The 16,049-nt window shown below is 64.3% G+C and carries 12 protein-coding genes; 7 read left to right on the forward strand and 5 right to left on the reverse strand.

The window, feature by feature from the left end:
- Positions 1–25: 25 nt before the first annotated feature.
- From E1H16_RS09925 to cysS, 3 genes are read right to left on the reverse strand one after another with little or no spacing between them, the layout of a single operon-like run.
- Positions 26–2,998: an FAD-binding and (Fe-S)-binding domain-containing protein gene (locus E1H16_RS09925; protein ID WP_134323723.1), complete on the reverse strand. Its 2,973-nt coding sequence runs from the start codon at positions 2,996–2,998 to the stop codon at positions 26–28.
- Positions 2,995–3,987 carry a 23S rRNA (guanosine(2251)-2'-O)-methyltransferase RlmB gene (rlmB, locus tag E1H16_RS09930; protein ID WP_134323724.1) on the reverse strand — a complete coding sequence of 331 codons (993 nt, stop codon included), beginning with the start codon at positions 3,985–3,987 and terminating at the stop codon, positions 2,995–2,997. Before rlmB ends, E1H16_RS09925 begins: the two co-directional genes overlap by 4 nt.
- Complete coding sequence (gene cysS / locus E1H16_RS09935; RefSeq protein WP_134323725.1) at positions 3,988–5,373, reverse strand: cysteine--tRNA ligase; 1,386 nt, start codon at positions 5,371–5,373, stop codon at positions 3,988–3,990. It abuts the gene before it with no gap.
- Positions 5,374–5,482: 109 nt separating this feature from the next.
- Between cysS and E1H16_RS09940 the strand changes: the two genes are divergently transcribed.
- From E1H16_RS09940 to E1H16_RS09960, 5 genes are all read left to right on the forward strand, one after another.
- Positions 5,483–6,724, forward strand: coding sequence for an MFS transporter (locus E1H16_RS09940; protein ID WP_134323726.1), 1,242 nt, complete (start codon positions 5,483–5,485; stop codon positions 6,722–6,724).
- Between the two features lie 243 nt (positions 6,725–6,967).
- Complete coding sequence (locus E1H16_RS09945; protein WP_134323727.1) at positions 6,968–7,774, forward strand: hypothetical protein; 807 nt, start codon at positions 6,968–6,970, stop codon at positions 7,772–7,774.
- A gap of 11 nt (positions 7,775–7,785) precedes the next feature.
- Entirely contained in the window at positions 7,786–8,991 is a 1,206-nt protein-coding gene (locus E1H16_RS09950) for a sensor histidine kinase (RefSeq protein WP_134323728.1), read from the forward strand.
- Positions 8,988–9,632 (forward strand): response regulator, encoded by a 645-nt coding sequence (locus E1H16_RS09955; RefSeq protein ID WP_134323729.1) that lies wholly within the window; start codon positions 8,988–8,990, stop codon positions 9,630–9,632. The genes E1H16_RS09950 and E1H16_RS09955 overlap by 4 nt, the downstream gene beginning before the upstream one ends.
- An 82-nt stretch (positions 9,633–9,714) precedes the next feature.
- Positions 9,715–10,545 carry an enoyl-CoA hydratase-related protein gene (locus E1H16_RS09960; protein ID WP_134323730.1) on the forward strand — a complete coding sequence of 277 codons (831 nt, stop codon included), beginning with the start codon at positions 9,715–9,717 and terminating at the stop codon, positions 10,543–10,545.
- Between the two features lie 220 nt (positions 10,546–10,765).
- On the opposite strand, the gene E1H16_RS09965 is transcribed toward E1H16_RS09960, so the two are convergent.
- Positions 10,766–12,736, reverse strand: a complete 1,971-nt coding sequence (locus tag E1H16_RS09965) for an acetoacetate--CoA ligase (RefSeq protein ID WP_134323731.1) — start codon at positions 12,734–12,736, stop codon at positions 10,766–10,768.
- Between the two features lie 155 nt (positions 12,737–12,891).
- On the opposite strand from E1H16_RS09965, the gene E1H16_RS09970 reads away from it, so the two are divergent.
- Positions 12,892–14,499: an AMP-binding protein gene (locus E1H16_RS09970; RefSeq protein ID WP_134323732.1), complete on the forward strand. Its 1,608-nt coding sequence runs from the start codon at positions 12,892–12,894 to the stop codon at positions 14,497–14,499.
- Positions 14,500–14,732: 233 nt separating this feature from the next.
- Positions 14,733–15,392 (forward strand): hypothetical protein, encoded by a 660-nt coding sequence (locus E1H16_RS09975; RefSeq protein ID WP_208378981.1) that lies wholly within the window; start codon positions 14,733–14,735, stop codon positions 15,390–15,392.
- A 148-nt stretch (positions 15,393–15,540) separates the two neighbouring features.
- On the opposite strand, the gene E1H16_RS09980 is transcribed toward E1H16_RS09975, so the two are convergent.
- Positions 15,541–15,984 (reverse strand): MarR family winged helix-turn-helix transcriptional regulator, encoded by a 444-nt coding sequence (locus E1H16_RS09980; protein ID WP_166741702.1) that lies wholly within the window; start codon positions 15,982–15,984, stop codon positions 15,541–15,543.
- Between the last annotated feature and the right edge of the window lie 65 nt (positions 15,985–16,049).

The following is a 16,049-nucleotide window of genomic DNA, read 5'->3' on the forward strand; positions in this document are numbered from 1 at the left end:
ATTCAGCGTCGACCTGGACACCTGATCAGGCGGTCATTGCCTTTTCGACGAGCTCGGCGATGGTCTTGACCTCACGACCTGCGAGATCCTTGATCTGGGTCTGACACGAGAAACCGTCGGCAACCACCACAGCGTCCGGTTCGGCTGCGAGCATCGGCAACAGCCTGTCCTCGGCAACCTTCATCGACAGATCCGCATGTCGGGCGTTAAACCCAAACGAACCTGCGAGTCCACAGCAGCCCGAATCAAGCACCTTCACGTCGTAACCGATCGCCTCAAGGATCTCCACATCCTTGGCGTGACCGCCGTTCGCGTTCTGATGGCAGTGCACCTGCAGAAGCACTCGCTCACGGGCCGGCGTAACGTCCCGGCCGGCCGCGCCGCCGTTTGCCGCCGCTTGCGTCGGGGCCGCAGCGCGCGACGGGTCGCCGGCCCACTTGGCAGCGAGCCACTCCGGCAGCGACAGCGCGATCTCGCTCAGCGTCTTCGCTCGCGGGTCCTCGGGGAACAAACCGAGCAGTTCGTCGCGGAACGTCGCCAGGCATGACGGCTCCAGGACCACGACCGACGTACGCGACTCGATGGCCGGCGCCAAGGCACGCATGGTCTTCTCAAGGTTCCGCTTCGCCAAATCAAGCATGCCGTAGTCGTAGAGCGGGCGGCCGCAGCACAGATCTTCGGCGGGAACGACCAACTTTCCACCGGCCGCCTGAATCACCTTGGCCGCCGCGATCCCGGCCTCGGGTCCTAGGAAGTTCGTGAACGTGTCCAGCCACAGCACCACATCGCCTGGCCCGCTCGAGACATTCTTCTTCAGCCAAGCGCGCAGGGTCTGCTTTGCGAACGTGGGCGCTGGGCGCTTATTCGTCACGCCCGCAGCCGACTTGACAATCTTGCCCACCGGTGAGGCGAGTACGCCGTTCGCCAGCGACGGCAGCTTCGAGGCAAACTTCGCCCCGTACCGGATCATGCCCAGCGAGTACGCCTCGCGCGGGCGTACCTTGCCCTTGTAGTAGTGCGAGAGGAACTCCGACTTGAAGGTCGCCATATCGACATTCGTCGGGCAGTCGGTCTTGCATCCCTTACAGGAAAGGCAAAGATCCAGCGCATTCTTCACGTCCTCGTTGCGCCACGTCGCCTCAGTGCTCTCGCCACGGAACATCTCCTGGAAGAGTTTTGCTCGACCGCGAGTGGAATGCTTCTCGTCGCGAGTAGCCCGGTACGACGGACACATCGTGCCGGTATCAGTGCGGCGGCAACGCCCCACACCAACGCAACGGTCGGCAGCATCCTGCAGCGAGAATCCCTCGTCCCCGAAGAAGAACGTCGTCTTCCCCATCGGGTTGTGCGGGCGATCAGGTCCATGCTTGAGGTTCGTATCCAGCGGGAACGGGTCGATCAACTTGCCCGGGTTCATCCGACCACTCGGATCCCACGCATTCTTAAATTCCTTGAAGCCTCGCATCACTTCCGGCGAGAACATCCGGCCCCATAGCTCGGCGCGGCCCTGGCCGTCGCCGTGCTCGCCGGACATCGAACCGCCGAGCTCACCCACGATTGCCGACGCCTTTTCTAGGTACTGCCGGTACTTACGCAGCCCCTCGACCGTTTCGGTATCGAAGTTCGAGCGTGTGTGCATGCACCCGTCACCGAGGTGTCCATACCAGCACCCGTGGTAGTCGAACTCTTTCCAGAGTTCCTCCATTCGGCGCAGGTACTCACCGAGACGCTCCGGGGGTACGGCGGCGTCCTCCCAGCCCTCAACGAGCGGTTCCTCACCCGGCGGGCGCGCCGTCGCACCCAACGCCGTCTCCCGAACCAGCCACATTGCCTTCTGCTCAGCGGCGCTGCGGCACACCAGAACGTTCGGCGAACCAGGCGCGGCAGCGACGGCCTCGTCGACCATCGCATCGACATCGGCTTCGTCATCGGACCCGAACTCGGCGAACACCCAGCCCTTACCTGCGGGCAAAGTATCGAGCGATCGCGTGTTCATCCCGCGGCGGCGTTGGTACAGCGTCAACTGCTCATCGACACCCTCACAGCCGATAATGCCGCGCATATCGCGGAATGCCGGCGCGTTGTCGGCGGCGCGGAAGATATCCGGATAGCCCAGCACAACCAGCCGTCGATACTTCGGCCACGCCACCAGTTTCAGCTTCGCTTCGGTGACGACGACCAGCGTCGACTCGCTACCGACCAGTGCCTTCGCGATGTTCGCACCGCCGGGTTCACTTAGGGAGTCGAGGTTGTAACCACTGACTCGGCGCGGGATGTCCGGAAACTCTTGGCGCACCGCATCGGCGTACTGCTGCCGGATAGCGGTGATTTGCGTGTAGATCTTGCCTTCCCGCCCGCCGGATGCGGCTAGCGATGCGAGTTCAGCATCGGAGATCTGACCGACGTCCAACACCGTGCCGTCGTAGGTGAGCACCCGCATCGAGATCGTATTGTCGACGGTCTTACCGGCATACACCGAATGCGTACCGCACGAGTTGTTACCGACCATGCCACCGATCGTGCAGTAGGCATGCGTCGCCGGGTCCGGAGCAAAAGTGAGGTCATACTTCTCGGTCACGAGGCGTAGATCATCCAGCACGATCCCGGGCTGCACCCGCACCCAGCGCTCCTCGACGTTCAACTCGAGAATCTGATTCATATACCGGGAAAAGTCGATGATCAGCGCGACGTTGCACGTCTGCCCCGCCAACGCGGTACCGCCACCGCGCGACACGATGGCCGCATCGACGGCTCGCGCACACTCAACGGCGTACTCCACATCGTCCTGATTGCGGGGAAACACAACGCCCAGCGGAATCTGACGGTAATTCGACGAGTCACTCGCGTACGTCGCGCGCGTCCATGAGTCGAACTCGACATCGCCACTGAACTTCTTACGTAGCAGCGATTCGAGCTTCAGCCGCCCGTCCTCGTCGACCGTGTTCCGGTCGATTTTGGTGCCAGGCATCCCGGGCATCCCGAGATCGATCGCCGTCATTGCTGCTCCCCACTCAACTCAATCGCACCACCGAAACCCCGCGCGCTTGCCAACTGCCACAGTGCCACCGACGCGGCCACCGACGCATTCAGCGACTCCGTCGTCCCCGCCATCGGAATCGACAACACTTGGTCGCACTTCTCGGCTACCAGACGTGAGAGCCCCTTACCTTCAGAACCCACCACGACACATAGCGGATCGGCCGCGCCGTCGAAGTTCTGCAACTCGACGTCCCCGTCGGCAGCCAGCCCCACCACGAACACACCCGACTTCTGTAAGGCAACGAGCGTCCGCGACAGGTTGGTCACTTGCGCGATCGGCATGCGAGCCGCCGCACCGGCCGACGTACGCCACGCGGTCGCGGTCATGCCAGCTGCGCGCCGCTCGGGGACGATCACGCCGTGCGCCCCGAACGCGGCTGCCGACCGCACCACAGCACCCAGGTTTCGCGGGTCCTGCACACCATCCAGCGCGACTAATAGCGGCGCCTCACCGGCATCGACAGCGCCGGCGATAATGTCCGCCGGATCGGCGTACTGGAACGGCGGTACGGCGATGCCCACGCCCTGGTGCAATGCTCCGCCGGTGAGCCGGTCCAGTTCGGCGCGACTCACCTCTTGGATCGGAATGCCGCGCGACTGTGATTCACGAATCGCCTCGCGAACGCGGTCGTCAAGATCCATTCGCTCGGCGATGTACAAGGCTGTGGCCGGTACGTCGGCGCGCAGCGCCTCGACCACGGGATTGCGCCCGACGAGCAACTCTGGCCCGGACGCGGTCGAGCGGTTCGAACGCGTCTTGCGGCCGGCGACTTTTGGCCCACCGGACTGCGCGCGCCGGTACGCCTTGTGATTCGGACGATCCGCCGCCTTCGGGGTCGGTCCTCGCCCCTCGAGTCCCTTACGGCGCTGGCCGCCGGATCCGACGACCTGCCCCTTTTTGGTTCCGCCCTTGCGCATTGCGCCGCGACGCTGGGAGTTTCCGGGCATCTACCTGCTCCACTTCGGGCCGTCGGGCGTGTCTTCGATACTGATTCCGTGGGCGGTCAACGTGTCGCGAATAGCGTCGGCGCGCGCGAAATCCTTAGCCGCGCGGGCTTCGGTTCGTTGTGCGAGCAAGTCGTCGATTGCCCACCCGAGATCCGCCGTCTGCGATTCCGCGCAGTCGACCCACTGTTCGCTAAGCGGGTCTAACCCCAGCACGTCAAGCATCGCGCGCACCTGCAGGGCAAGCTCGCGGGCCCGCGCTTTGTCGCCGCTCGCGAGCGCCGAGTTGCCGTGGCGCACAGCGTCGTACACCACAGCCATTGCGCCGGAGACATTGATGTCATCGTTCATCGCGGACACGAACCCGTCCGGTAGCGCGACCGTCGATATGTCACCGGCGACGTCCGCGCGGCCGATGAACCCCTCGATCCGGTCGTACGCCGCCCGAGCCTCGGCCAGCGAGGACTCGCTGAAATCCACGGTCGAGCGGTAGTGCACGGTCGCTAAGTAGAACCGGAGGTCAACCGGTCGCGCGTTCTTGGTCAGTTCGTCGATCGACAACGTATTGCCCAACGACTTCGACATCTTCTCGCCGGCGAGAGTCACCCAAGCGTTGTGCATCCAGTACTGCGCGAACTCGTCGCCGGCCGCGCACGATTGCGCGATCTCGTTCTCGTGGTGCGGGAATCGCAGGTCGATGCCGCCGCCATGGATATCGAAGCCCGAGCCCAGGTACCGGCGCGCCATCGCCGAGCACTCCAGGTGCCATCCAGGTCGACCGCGGCCCCATGGAGTCGGCCACGACGCGCTGGCTGGTTCGGACGCCTTCTGGCCCTTCCAGAGCGCAAAGTCACGCACGTCGCGTTTCTTGGAGTCGTTGTCGGTATCGGCTGCGGGTTGCAGTTCGTCGACCTTCATCCCGGTCAACTCGCCGTACCGCGGCCACGACGCTACGTCGAAGTACACGTCACCGCCGGATTCATACGCGTGCCCGCGGTCAATGAGTTCAGCGATCAGGTCGATCATCTCGGTGATGTGTCCGGTGGCGCGCGGCTCGTACGAGGGAGGCAGCACGCCGAGCGTGTTGTACGCCGCGGTCGCGACCAGCTCGTAGCGGTAGGCCCACTTCCACCAATCGTCGTTGTGCTCCGCGGCCTTGATCAGGATCTTGTCGTCGATGTCGGTGACGTTGCGGATCATCGTGACGTCGTAACCGGTACGGATCAGCCAGCGGCGTACGACGTCGAAGGCGACCGCTACCCGCATGTGTCCGATATGCGGCGGACCCTGGACGGTGATACCGCACACATACATAGAGACCTTGCCCGGCTCTACGGGCACGAAGTCGCGCACCGCCCGGTTCTTGCTGTCAAAAAGGCGAAGGCTCACCCGGACATCCTACGGGTACGTCGGTAGACTGCTGGCCGCACAGGGACCCGGCGCGACCTGATGGGCGGGTAGGCGCGCCACCCGTTCGTGTACCTCAGGAATTACCTCGATGAGCGCTACCGCGTCCTACCGTCGGCTGTTCGGATTCTCCGGCCTGTCCTACGTCATTTTCGCCTTCTTGGGGCGGCTCCCACTGGCGATGAGCCAGATCGGCACGCTGCTGCTCGTTCAGGACTACACGGGCTCGTACGGCGCCGGGGGTGTCGCTGCGGGTGGCCTGGCGATCGCCAACGCGCTATGCGCGCCCTACTTCGGCGCTCTAGCCGATCGCGTCGGCCAGCGCCCGGTCGTACTGACGCAGTCACTGATTGCCTCCACCGGGTTCGTCACCGAGGTCGCACTGGTCTGGGCGGGTGCGCCATGGGCGGCGGTAGCCCTCATCGCGGCGATCGCGGGCGTTGCCTGCCCGCAGGTCGGTCCGCTCGCCCGGGTGCGGTGGCGCCCGCTGACCAAGGGGCAGCCAGATCAAGGCCGGTTGGTCTCGACGGCTTTCTCGTACGAAGGTGCCGCTGACGAGGCAACGTTCGTGCTTGGACCAGCATTGGTGGGTATCAGCATCGCCGTGGTCTCGCCGCAGTTTGCGATGCTGCTGGCAGCGGCCCTGTTGGCGGTCTTCGGAACGGCGTTCGCCCTGCATCGCTCTGCCGCGTTGGTAGGGGCCCGCCCACGCACCACCTCGGCGTCGACATTGCTGAGCATCGGCCTCGTCACGCTGGCGATCGGCCAACTGTCCCTAGGCATGCTGTTCGGCTCGGTCCAGACCGGCACGTCGGTGATCGCGACCGAGGCTGGGCACCCCGGACTCACCGGGCTCTTGCATGCCTTGCTGGGCGTCGGCAGCGTGATTGCGGGCCTGGCGGTCGCGCTGCTGCCGGACTCGGTTCCGCTGGTGCGCCGCGCGCGCATCTTCGGCGGCGCCATCCTGGTCCTCGCGACCCCGCTGCTGTGGGTGGGTTCGATCGGCGCGTTGATACCGGTGCTGCTGGTACTCGGCTGCGCAATCGCGCCATACATGATCACGATGTTCTCGATGGCCGAGCAGATCACCGAAGCGACTAGGACGGGAGCCGCGATGACTCTGATGGCCGCAGCTACCGGGCTGGGTTATGCGCTCGGATCGTCGATTGCCGGCCGCCTGGCCGACGCGGGCGGCGCCACGCCTGCGTTCGCGGTCACCGTGTGTGCGGGCGGGCTCGCGGTCGTGATCTCGCTGACTGCCGGGCGGGCGCTGATCGCTGGTCGGTCCCTAGTTGCCGGGCCAGCCCTGGGCGACCCTGCCGGCGATCAATGATCTGACACGCGGACGCCGGGCGCCCGTTGCGCCCGCGTCTCGACCACTCCCGCCGAAGACGCAGTCGCTGCGCGCACTCATCGCGCATACATCGATAAGTCGCCGCTCAGGCTGCGTTTTCAGCGGCTCGTCAAGGTGTGGGATGGCCGGCGCGGTGCTCATGCCGCACGTTCATCCCCTGGGATGAGGCTGGCCGCACCGCGGGATGATTCGGCGAGGACCTGAGCGCGCCAGAGTGAACTCATGACTTCGCACAAGGTGTACTCGATACTTCTGCTCGGCGGAATCGCCGTCCTGCTGGCGTTTTGGGGCGACCCGATCGCGCTGCAACTCGTGGCCTACATTCCGATTCTTATCGCCGGCTGGATCGGCGGCGCCGACGACGTGCCCACCGTGGGCCAGATCCTCGGCGATTGGCATCTGTGGCGGTCGGTGATCGTGCTCGTCGCTGTCGTCTTGTTGTTCCAATTGGCCCGGCGGCTGTGGCCGACGCGGCGGCCATTGGAGCAACTGAGCCGGTCGACGCTGCAACGCCTGTTGACGACGGCCGTCGTACTCGCCGTGATTCCGCCCCTCCTGTACGCCGTGACGCGGTTGGCGTGGGTGTTCGGGTGGCCGTTGGGCCTCAGCCCCGAGTTCTTCGAAGAGGTCCGCTCCATCCTCGGCAACGGCCTGGTGCTCGGCTTGCTCGCCGTCGCCGGCGCAATTCTGACCGTCGGCCTGCTGCGAGGATGGGGCGAAGTCTTCCCGCGGTGGATTCCGTTCATGGGCGGCAAGGACGTCCCGATCGGGTTCGCCCGGCGCTTCGCGTTGATTGTGGCGCTATTGATTGCTTCGGCCGGGCCGTTCTTTGTCCGCGCCAAGCTGGCCGGTGGCCAGATCGCGATCGCGCCCGAGGGCGCTGAAAACCATTGGGGAGCGTGGCTTCCGGAGATGCTGTGGCCGCTGTGGGCAATCGCGCTGGTAGTAGCCGCGTTCGCGTACGAGGAGCGACGTCTGCGGAGCGCAACGCGCCTGGAGGAACTGCGGCGTACGCCGGTCGCTGGATAGGCTCCTCATCAATGCGCACTTCTCATTCCGGTCGATGGCCCGCGCGCAGCGCGTGGGCCATCGACGCCGCCGTGTGCATCGTCGCTGCGATCCTGCTGCTTCCCGCGACCGTCGACACCCTCCGCAGCTCAGACCTCTCCACATTCTGGTCAGCGTCCGTGTGGGTGGCCGTTGCCGCGCTCCATACTCTCGTCGTGCTGGTCCGGGCGTTCCCCCGAGCGGCGTACGTCGCTGCCGGCGTGGCGATGCTAATCCTCGCGTTTGCTCCTCGACTGATCTATGACGGGCTTCAGGTTCCGGCCGCCGTACTGCCGTCCTCGTTACTTTTCCTCTACGCGCTGTATGTGTTCGCGCAGCGTTGCAACTCCCGAACGGCACTCGCCGGCCTCGCGCTCGCGTTGACTGGCGGCATCGGCATCAGCGCGCACCTCGCCGTTGCCGATGATTGGGCCTCAGACTTCGGCACTGGGGTACCAGCCGTGCTGATCCTCGCCGCCATCGCGCTCGGCGGTCCGATCGGAGCCTGGGCGCTGGGCCGGTTACGCGCGACACGCTCGGCCTATCTCGACGAGTTGGAGCAGCGGGCACGTCGTACCGAGGAGGACCGCGCCCGACAACTAGCAGATGCGGCCGCCGCGGAACGCGCACGCATAGCCGCCGAGATGCACGACGTCGTGTCGCATTCGCTCGCGGTGATCGTCTCGCAAGCCGAGGGCGGGCGAATGATCGCCACCGACGAACGAAGCAGCGAGGTACTGCGGACCATCAGCGACACAGGCCGGACGGCGCTCAACGAGATGCGCACGATGCTCGGCGTACTCAGCAGCACCGACGATATTCGTCGAGACCCGCCACAGCCGGGAGTCGATGATCTTGAGCGATTGGCACGTGAGGCCGGCGCGACGTACGCGCAGACCGGTTCGCGCCGACCGGTACCGGCATCGGTTGGACTCGCGATCTATCGAATCGCTCAGGAATCATTGACTAACGCGCTTAAGCATGGTGGCGGAGGCGCGAACCTCGAACTCGCCTACGCCAACCCGATCACGTTGACGATCACGAATCCGCTGGGTGATGAGATCACCGATATGGGTGGGAACGGGCTAGGGATCGCTGGCATGCGCCAGCGTGCCGAGGCGGTCGGTGGGACGTTGAACGCTGGCGCGACGGGTGACAGTTGGCGCGTTATCGCCCACCTTCCGAAGGAGACCACATGATCCGAACGGCGCTGGCGGATGACCAACCGCTGATGCGCGGTGGCGTCGCTATGGCTCTCGAATCGCAGCCCGACATCGAAGTGGTGTGGCAGGCCGACGACGGTGCACAAGCGATCGAGGCAAACTCGCGAAATCCGGTGGACGTGATCGTGATGGACGTACGGATGCCCGTGATGGATGGAATCGCCGCTACCCAGCGGATCTGCGAATCCGCGGACAGCGCAACCCGAGTTCTGGTGCTGACAACGTTCGACCTCGACGAGCACGCTTTTGACGCGCTGCAGGCTGGAGCCAGCGGGTTCCTCCTCAAGGACGCACCTGCCGAAGAACTGATCGCCGCGGTACGTCACGTCGCGGCCGGAGACGCCGTTCTCGCGCCCACGACGACGGCACGGCTGATTCAGCACTTCGCACGTCCCCCTGATCGGCGCGCGCCGGTGGACGAACTAGATGAACTATCCGAGCGCGAACGGGAAATCACTCGGCTCATCGCGCGTGGGCTGACTAATCCGGAGATCGCCGCCGATCTGTTCCTGTCTGAGGCGACGGTAAAGACTCACGTACGGTCGATTCTGCGCAAACTTCGGGCCCGCGATCGGGTACAGATCGTGATCACGGCGTACGAGGCGGGCCTGGTCTGACCCGCGCCCTCGGCATCCCCGCATCGTGGGGCGAGCGGACTTGGCACTCGCCGAATTTTCGTCTGCACCCTAGGCTCGGCACATGACTGAACCTGTGTTGCTCATCGACGAACCGCTGTCCAAGGTCCGGCGTCTCACGCTGAACCGACCCCAGAAGCGCAACGCGCTCAACGACGAACTGCGTGGCTCGCTGTTCGATGCGATCCGCGAGGCCGACCGCGATCCAGACATTTCCGTCATCATCATCCGCGGCGGCGGCCCGTGCTTCAGCGCCGGTTACGACCTGTCCGCCGGCGGCAATAACGGCGTCGAGCGATCGATCGCAAAAGTCGACGGCTGGTGGTCGCGGCACGTGGTGAACAACTGGTTCGAGATGTGGGACATGGCTACCCCGATCATCGCGCAGGTGCATGGTTACTGCCTCGCCGGCGGCACCGAGCTCGCCACGGCCTGCGACCTGGTGTACGTCGCCGAGGACGCCGCGATCGGTTACCCTCCGGTGCGGCTCATGTCACCGCCCGACATGCAGTGGCAGACCTGGATGATGGGCCTACGGCATGGCATGGAAGCGCTGCTCACCGGCGACTCGATGACCGGCATCGAAGCCGCCGAACGTGGGTTCGCCAACCGTGCGCACCCGCTGGACGAGTTGGACGACGCCGTACTCGCCGTCGCCGAACGGATCACGAAGGTACCGCTGGACTTGCTCGCGCTGAACAAGCGCTCGGCGCACCGCGCGATGGAAGCGATGGGCATTCGACACGGGATTCGTAATGGGGCAGATATTCAGGCGATGGGTTTCCATCAACCCGCATCGCAGGAATATATGAAGTCATTCAAGGAGAAGGGCGTGAGCGCTGCGCTCAGCGACCGCGATCGCCAATTTGGCGATTACCGCGAAACCGACAGATAGCGCTCTCAGGTACGCGCTCAACCCGCTGCATAACGGACGCGTCCTCCGGCGGCGTCTCCGTTATGCAGCCCTCGACCGCGTGTCCGTCGATGACCAAACAAGACAACGCGGCTCCCGGGCGCGGCCGGCTAGTGTCGCCAACAAGCCCAGACATCGAGCCGACCCCGGGACGAAGTCGAACTGTCCCAGGCTGCAAAACTTGCGTCGGCCCGCCTAACCGCTACTTCGTGCGGGCAGCGACCTCGTTGTAGCGCTCGCGGGCGATCGCCTGGAACGCCGCCATGTGTTCCGGGACGTCGATCACTTCGGGATTGACCACAGCCTTGAACTCTGCACCCTGGATTAGCCGCTTGATCGGGATCTCCAACTTCTTGCCGGTGCGGGTGTGCGGGATCCCTTCTACCGCAATGACTTCGTCCGGCACATGCCGCGGGGAGGCCTGCTCGCGGACACGCGTCTTGATCTTCGCAATCAGATCTTCGGTGAGTTCGTAGCCCGGATTGAGTACGACGAATAGCGGCATCCAATATCCGCCGTCAGCCTCTTCGGCGCCAATCACCAGCGCTTCCCCGATCTCCGGGATCGATTCCACCGCCGAGTAGATGTCACCTGATCCCATGCGGATGCCGTTGCGGTTCAACGTCGAATCGGAGCGGCCGAGCACCAGGACACTGCCGCGATCGGTGATCTTGATCCAGTCCCCGTGCCGCCATACACCGTCGTACGTGTCGAAGTATGCGTCGTGGTACTTCTTGCCGGCCGGGTCGTTCCAGAACCGAATCGGCATGGACGGCAACGGCTCCACACAAACGAGTTCGCCAACCTCATTGACCAGCGGCTTTCCGTCATCGTCCCAGGCCTCCACCTTCAGGCCGAGCCCGCGCACCGGTAGCTCGCCGCTCCATACCGGAACGTTCGGCGATCCCATCGCGAAGGCGCCGGCGATGTCCGTGCCGCCGGACATCGAAAACAGCGGTATGTCGCCGACCTCGTCGCGCACGTACTTGAACGAATGGTCCGGACACGGCGAACCGGTAACACCCATGATCCGTAACGCGGATAGGTCGAAGTCCTTTGACGGGTGGATTCCCTGGTCCTGGGAGGCACCGAGGAAGCCCGGGCTAGTGCCGAAGATCGTTACCCCGCATCGCGATACGACGTCCCAGCACGCGGCCGCAGTCGGCGCCATCGGCGCACCGTCGTAACACACCACCGAGCCGCCGCCGGTGAGCCCACCGACCAGGATGTTCCACATCACCCAGGACGGGGACGTGTACCACATCAATCGGTCGGACTTCTTCAGATCCCAGTTCAGCGCGAGCAGGCTGACCTGCACGGGCAGTACGCCGCCGTGCGAGTGCACGATCCCCTTCGGCAGACCAGTCGTCCCCGAGGAGAACAGCACCCATAGCGGGTGGTCGGAATCGACGGGTAGCGGCTCGTAGGGATGCTCGCCGTCGACCATCTCCTCGAACGCTCTCGTATCCGGTACCCCCTTGCCGAGCCGGCTGACGCCGATAGTGTCGCGCAGGGTCGGCAGCCCCGCACGCAATGCGGCTACCGCATCTCGCTGATCACGTTCCTTGCCACCAAAATGGTGTCCGTCGGCTGCCACGAGTACGACCGGCTCCAACTGCGCGAATCGATCGATCGCGGCGGCAGCCGCATAGTCCTGGCCCACACCCGACCAGATCGCGCCGATCGAGATAGTGCCCAGCGCGGCAACGAGCGTCTCGGCGATATTCGGCAGGTACCCGACAACGACTTCTTCTGGCCGCACACCCATGTCACTCAGATTGTGCGCGAATGCCGCGACTTGGCGCCGGAACTCGGCCCAAGTCATTTCCGCGTAGTCGCCCTGTTCGCCGGTAGTGACGATCGCGACGTCGTCATCGTCTCCACGGCTAACGACGTACTCGGCGAGGTTGAGTTTCGCACCTGCGAACCAGCGCGCTCCGGGCATCTTGTGCTCATCCAGAACCTCGGTGAAATCACCGGGCAGATCGAAGTACTCCCAGGTTGCCGCCCAGAAGTCCTCGAGATTGTCGGTCGACCAGCGCCACATGTCGTTGTAGTCGTCGACATTCACGCCGTACTTCGCGCGCACGAACCGAGCGAACGCGTGGATGTTGGTCTGCGCAATCGACTCCGGCGTCGGCTGCCAAACGATCTCGGGAACACTCTGCGTCATGGGGACCTCACTGCGGGACGACCGAATTGTCTGCCAGTGTACGAAGGCTCGGGCGGGAGCACGAGGCGGATCACCGTCTCGACGCGTCGGTTGCTGAGCACACCGGCGACGCCATGCTGAGCGATCACATCTGCCGAGGCGTGCACAATAGCCAAATGAGTGAGACCAGCAACCTCCCCGCCGTCGAAAACCGCACACTCAGCCACGCATTCGAGCGTGTCCTGCGCGAGTCGCCGGACAAGGTCGCGCATATCGGCGATGAAGCGCAGTACACCTTCGCCCAGGCACACGAACGCGCGTTGCGGATCGCCGGCGCTTTGAGCGCGCTCGGCGTGCGACGTCAGGACACCGTGGCGTTCTTGCTGGACAATTCACTGGATGCAACCCATACCTGGATGGGTATCACGCTCGGCGGAATGATCGAGGTACCGATCAACACCGCATACGTGGGTGACTTCCTAGTGCACATTCTTAATGACTGTGGCGCGCGTGTGATCATTGCCGACGCGGTGTACGTCGACCGCGTTGTCGCTGTCGCGGATCGGCTCACGGATCTGCACACGATCATCGTCCGCGGGGATGCTCGCACGTCCGCAGGCGCACTGCAGTGCGTTCCGTTCTCCTCCTTGACGGCCGCCGAACCCGCAGACGTCGTCCCCAACCGTGCCGAGGATCTGGTGGCGTACATGTACACCTCGGGCACCACCGGAGCGTCGAAGGGCGTGCTCATTACCCACGCCCACGCATACACCTACGCCTCGCGCGAGGACCGTCCCACGCCAACCTCGAACGACCGCTTCCTCGTCACGTTGCCGGTCTTCCACCTCGCCGGGCAGTGGTACGGCGAGTACCAGGCACTCATCCACAGCGCGACCGCGATCATTCGCAGCGGATTCTCGGTATCCGGTTTCTGGCCGACAGTACGCAAACATGACGTCACGTACACGCTGCTGCTCGGCGCAATGGCGGAGATGCTGCAGCAACGTCCGGCCGAGGATGATGACGCCGACAATCCACTACGCCTCGCTCCGATGGCGCCGCTTGCGAGCAATATTCGGGATTTCTGCGAACGCTTCGCTCTTGACGCCGAACCGGTGTACGGGATGAGTGAGATCGGCGCCGTGATGGGATGCGCTCCCAAGGACCTCAAGCCAGGAGGCGCTGGGCTTGCCCGAAACGGCTATCAGCTGCGGATCGTCGACGAACAAGGAAACGACGTTCCGCCTGGCAATGTCGGCGAACTGTGGGTGCGCGCGGATTCGCCGCTAATGATGATGAGCGGCTATCACCGACTGCCAGAGAAAACCGCGGCGACACTGATCGACGGGTGGGTGCACACCGGGGATGCCTTCCGTGTGGACGATGACGGTCACTACTTTTTCGAGGACCGGATCAAGGACGCGCTGCGGCGACGCGGCGAGAACGTATCCAGTTTCGAGGTTGAGCGAGTCATCAACACCCACCCCGATGTCCTAGAGAGCGCGGTTGTCGCGGTGCCCTCCGAATTGAGCGAGGACGAGATCAAGGCCGTCGTCGTATTGCGCGACGACGTCCAGCTCGATCACCGGTCCTTCATTCGCTACCTGGCCGGGAACATGCCGTACTTCATGGTGCCCAGGTACGTCGAGGTGATCGACGAACTGCCGAAAACGCCGACGCAGAAAATCAGCAAGCACGTACTGCGTGATCGACCGATTGGCGGGTCCGTATGGGATCGCGTCGCCGAGGGCATTGAGGTCACCCGCCGCGGCACCAACGCCTAATCGCCCGAGGAAACCCGCCCTGTCCACCGTGTCCTGCTGTATCGCGCCGGGACGAGGGCAGAGCCCGCCCACGCCCGACCGCCAAGCAATTACCGCGCCACGGTGACGTCGGGCAGTAACGGGACGGAACCAGCCGAAACGGATGAGGCACTGTCGGCCCGCGACCCCAACGATATCGGTGACGAGCGCGACCTGTTCAGAGAAGGCTGCGCGCCGAACTGAAGAGGACGACGATGAACGCTGAACGAGCGGCGATCGACACGGAATCTCCATCGGCCATGGGCGACAGCGAGCGCGAGAAGTCTATTCGCGAAATAGTCCTCGTCGTCTTGATGTCGATCACCGCTGTACTGACCGCGTGGTCGGGCTTCCAGGCCTCCAAGTGGGGCGGAGAAATGTCCATTGCGTTCAGCGAGGCCTCTAGCGCTCGCGTCCAAGCCTCCAACTACGAAGGAACCGCACGCGACGCTCGCCAGTTCGACCTGACCATCTACTCGGAGTGGGTAGTCGCGACACAGACCGGTGAGGATGAGTTCGCGGACTACATCGAATCCCGCTTCACCCCGGCGTTCGCGGTCGCGTTCGATGCCTGGATGGCCGACGGGATGCAGGAGAACGCACCGTTCGCACGCCCTGAGTACTTACCGGACGGGACGGCCGAAGCTCAACAGTGGACTGAGCGCGCCGATCAGCGATTCGCCGACGCGCTGAAGAACAACCAACGCGGGGACAACTACTCGATACTGACCGTCCTGTTCGCGCTGGTTCTATTCCTGGCTGCGTTGGCGCAGCGCACCCGCGGTCGTCGGCCAGGTCAGGTCCTGCTCACGGTTGCAGGGCTGGCAGCCATCGCAATCGTGATCGTCATGGCGACGTACCCCATCAAGGTTTGACGTACCGTCCACCGGACGTCCTGCGTGGCCACGCTCCGGTCAGCAGGTTCACCAGTCCGAGATAATTCGCAGGATTCGGTAAGTCAGGCGGCCGGCTACGTCAGACGGTCCGCGCGCACGACAGGGTGCTCACCGACGCGCCAAGCCGCTAGATGAGGCGGCGCAGCAGCACCGCGAGCGCGTCCTGTTCGGAAGGATCGAGCCGCCCAAAGAATTCCTCCGCGTGCGCCACTCGCCCCGATTCGACTTTCGCCAGCACATCAAGCCCATGTCCTGTCGCTTCGACGACCCTCGACCGACGGTCGGTCGGGTGTTGTGCGCGCCGAACAAACCCCTTGCGCTCCAGGTGATCGACCACGTCGGTGGCCGACCGGGTGACCATGCCCATTCGACCGGCGATATCGGAGATCCGCGGCGACGCGTCGGGCGCTGCACAGCGGGTTTCACCACCGCCGCGACCGGCGATAAAGCGCAACGCATGGAACTGGTGCACGCTCAGCCCGAACGGCTCCACCAGGGCCATCGTGCTCCGGCGCAAGGCTCGTGAAGCGTGCCGTAGCAACTCGGCGAGGTCGTCGGTGCGATCAGTCACGGAATGAATGTAGCCCATGCAGCGTTTGCTTCATTGTGAGGTAGCCTCACAAATTGCTTGTGCCG

This window comes from Cumulibacter soli (assembly GCF_004382795.1).
Classification (GTDB): Bacteria; Actinomycetota; Actinomycetes; order Mycobacteriales; family Antricoccaceae; genus Cumulibacter; species Cumulibacter soli.

Bases quoted from the DNA above. Each gene is read 5' to 3' on its own strand.
- E1H16_RS09925 (WP_134323723.1), bottom strand. From the start codon at position 2,998: ATGACGGCGATCGATCTCGGGATGCCCGGGATGCCTGGCACCAAAATC.
- rlmB (WP_134323724.1), bottom strand. From the start codon at position 3,987: ATGCCCGGAAACTCCCAGCGTCGCGGCGCAATGCGCAAGGGCGGAACC.
- E1H16_RS09940 (WP_134323726.1), top strand. From the start codon at position 5,483: ATGAGCGCTACCGCGTCCTACCGTCGGCTGTTCGGATTCTCCGGCCTG.
- E1H16_RS09945 (WP_134323727.1), top strand. From the start codon at position 6,968: ATGACTTCGCACAAGGTGTACTCGATACTTCTGCTCGGCGGAATCGCC.
- E1H16_RS09950 (WP_134323728.1), top strand. From the start codon at position 7,786: ATGCGCACTTCTCATTCCGGTCGATGGCCCGCGCGCAGCGCGTGGGCC.
- E1H16_RS09955 (WP_134323729.1), top strand. From the start codon at position 8,988: ATGATCCGAACGGCGCTGGCGGATGACCAACCGCTGATGCGCGGTGGC.
- E1H16_RS09960 (WP_134323730.1), top strand. From the start codon at position 9,715: ATGACTGAACCTGTGTTGCTCATCGACGAACCGCTGTCCAAGGTCCGG.
- E1H16_RS09965 (WP_134323731.1), bottom strand. From the start codon at position 12,736: ATGACGCAGAGTGTTCCCGAGATCGTTTGGCAGCCGACGCCGGAGTCG.
- E1H16_RS09970 (WP_134323732.1), top strand. From the start codon at position 12,892: ATGAGTGAGACCAGCAACCTCCCCGCCGTCGAAAACCGCACACTCAGC.
- E1H16_RS09975 (WP_208378981.1), top strand. From the start codon at position 14,733: ATGAACGCTGAACGAGCGGCGATCGACACGGAATCTCCATCGGCCATG.